Origin of the sequence: Streptomyces sp. WELS2 (assembly GCF_013870595.1) — a bacterium.
Lineage (GTDB): Bacteria > Actinomycetota > Actinomycetes > Streptomycetales > Streptomycetaceae > Streptomyces.
Genome location: NZ_JACBWZ010000892.1, coordinates 1 through 2385, shown reverse-complemented (window position 1 = coordinate 2385; position 2385 = coordinate 1). Strand labels below are relative to the sequence as shown.

General features: G+C 72.5%; 2 protein-coding genes and 1 pseudogene. All 3 read right to left on the bottom strand.

Annotated features, from left to right (window positions below):
* Window positions 1-263: pseudogene (locus H5J33_RS31370) on the bottom strand (hypothetical protein); the annotation flags it as partial.
* 130 nt (window positions 264-393) lie between these two features.
* A complete protein-coding gene (locus H5J33_RS31365) occupies window positions 394-1482 on the bottom strand; it encodes a 4Fe-4S binding protein (protein WP_181798145.1) in 1089 nt (362 codons plus the stop codon).
* An 87-nt stretch (window positions 1483-1569) separates the two neighbouring features.
* A partial coding sequence (locus H5J33_RS31360) for a hypothetical protein (protein WP_220212926.1) occupies window positions 1570-2385 on the bottom strand: 816 nt, incomplete at its 5' end.

The window sequence follows — 2385 nt, the reverse complement described above, 5'->3', positions numbered from 1 at the left end:
CGCAGGGCGAGTATGTCCCGGACCCGGCCGCCGCGCTCGACCCGGCGGACGACGAGGATCGCGGCGAGGGCGGGTGCGAGCATCGCGGCCGCGATGCACACCTCTTGGAGCGCGCCGGTCTCCTCGCGCGCGTCGGCGCGGTGGTAACCGCCGAGCAGCAGTGGTGACATGGCCGCCCACATGCCGAGGTAGGCGACAGCGAGGTAGACCACGAGGCCGCGTCTCCCCTTCACGAGCGGCAGGGATCTTGTCGAGAGCGTCATGCCGGGGACGCTACGGGGCGGCGCGGCGGCGGAGAATGCGGCTGGGGCGCGTATGGATGGTGGCCCTGACACCACCTCCCCCGGGACATTTCCCACCCCCGGCAAGGCCGCTCCCAGGGTCGAGGCATCGTCAGGACTCCTTCGGCCGGGGCCGCCAGCCGCCGGTGACCTCCTTGACGGGCTTGTGCGGGAAGCGGCGTTCCGCGTACCGCCGCGCGTCCGAGTCCGGCAGGACGTACAGGGTCTCGGTCTTGTCCTGGAGCGGGCGCAGCACCGTGTCCATGAACCGCTTGCGGTCGTCGAGGTAGGGGCCGAGGACGTCCTCCCCGGCGGGGCAGACGGCCACGCAGTAGCCGGACTTGTAGTTCGGCTTGAACGCCAGGCTCTGCCACATCGACGCGTTCTCGGGGTCGGTGACGCGGGAGCGGAAGTCGGCGGCGTCCGCGCTGTCCGCCACCGTCTGCACCCAGTCGGTGAACCCGCTCATGAACTCCCGGTAGTTGTGCGTGGCGCAGGCAAGGAAGTCGAAGTCGCCGTCCTTCGTGAGGGCGCCTATGGGGCAGGCGGCGACGCACAGCTTGCAGTCGATGCAGGGGTTGTGATCCAGCGGCTGCCCGTACGCGCTCACCTCCGCGTCCACCAGCACGGTGGCCAGCAGGACGAAGGTGCCGAACTTCGGGTGGATGACGTTGCGGTGCAGCCCCATCACACCGAGGCCCGCCGCCACGGCGACCGTCTTGTGCGCCACCACCCAGAGGCGGCCCGGAAACCGCTCCATCTCCTGCGGGAAGCCGGCCGACGGGTTCAGCGCGCGGTGGCCGGCGTCCTGCAGGGCCCGGGTGACAGCCCGGGCGGCGTGGTTGATCTGTTCGTCGGCCTGGTGGAACTCCTGGTTCGCCACGCTGCGGGCGGGCGAGCGGTAGTTGTCGCGGTTCATCCGCACCACGAGCGAGACGAGGGTGCGGGTGCCCGGCAGGGCGGTCAGCGCGTGCTCGCGTTCCCCGGCGAGGTCCGGGTGACCGAGACTCACCGCCGCGGCGTCGTCGGCACCGGCGGCGAGACACAGCTCCCGCAGCCACTCCGCGTCGATCACCGGTGGCGGCCCCTCCGTCGCCTCGGATTCCCGGCGAGCGAGGACGGCCCGGACGGACGGATGGCCGGCGAGCTTCGCGGGCAGTTTCGGCCGCCCGGCTCCCTCCGTGACATGTGATTCGCGCATCCCGGCACCCTCCCTGTGAGTTGGATTTTCAAACTCACTATGCCGGGAGAGGGGGCCGGCCGGCAAGATCCCCGTCACCGGGGGGAGTCACAGGTCCGGGAGCAGCAGCACCGTGTTGGAGACCGCCCCCGTCGCGGTGTTCACCGGCGCACCGGGAGCCGCCTCGGGGCTCGCGTGACGGACGTAGGCGCCCGCCGGCCGGCCGGCGGGCAGGAACGGGGAGACGACGAACGGCACCCGGGCCGCTTCCCGAGCGCCGTCGACGCTCCGGAAGTGCATCCACGTGGTGTCCGGCACGATCCGGCGCTGGAGGACCAGCGTCTCCTCACGGGAACGCCGCGCCAGCAGGTCCGCCCAGTCCCCGGCGGTGACCTCGGCACCGGCGACGAAACCCGTACCGCCGTGGCCGCGCGACGGTTTGACGACGAGACCGGCCCGCTCCCGCGCGGCGCGCGCCAGGACGTCCCGGCGCCGCTCGGCGGATTGCCCGGGGCCCAGCCACGCCGTCCACGGCACATGCCCCAGGACCAGCGCCCGGTCGGAGGGCGTGTACAGGTCCAGGTCCTCGTGCATCCAGGCCAGCACCTGTTTGGCGCTGAGCAGACACGCCGCTTCCGGCACGAACAGCCGCACACTCCGGGCCCGCACCCCCGCGCGCAGCACGGAGAGGGCCGCCGTGTCCGCCACCACGGAACCGGTGAACTGGTTGAAGACCACATCGACGCGGTCCCCGCCCACCCACAGCCCGTCGGCGCCACCGCGCACCTCGGACAGGTCCGCGACCGTCACCTCCAGCCCCACCGCCTCCGCTGCCTGAACTGCCGGCCGCAGATAGCGGCGCAGCGCGCCGGGGCCGCCCAGCTTCGCCGCGATGCCCTGACCTGGCTCGGTCTGGTCGTGGCG

Excerpts from the sequence above, each read along its gene's own strand:
- H5J33_RS31365 (WP_181798145.1), bottom strand. The coding sequence starts at position 1,482 with ATGCGCGAATCACATGTCACGGAGGGAGCCGGGCGGCCGAAACTGCCC.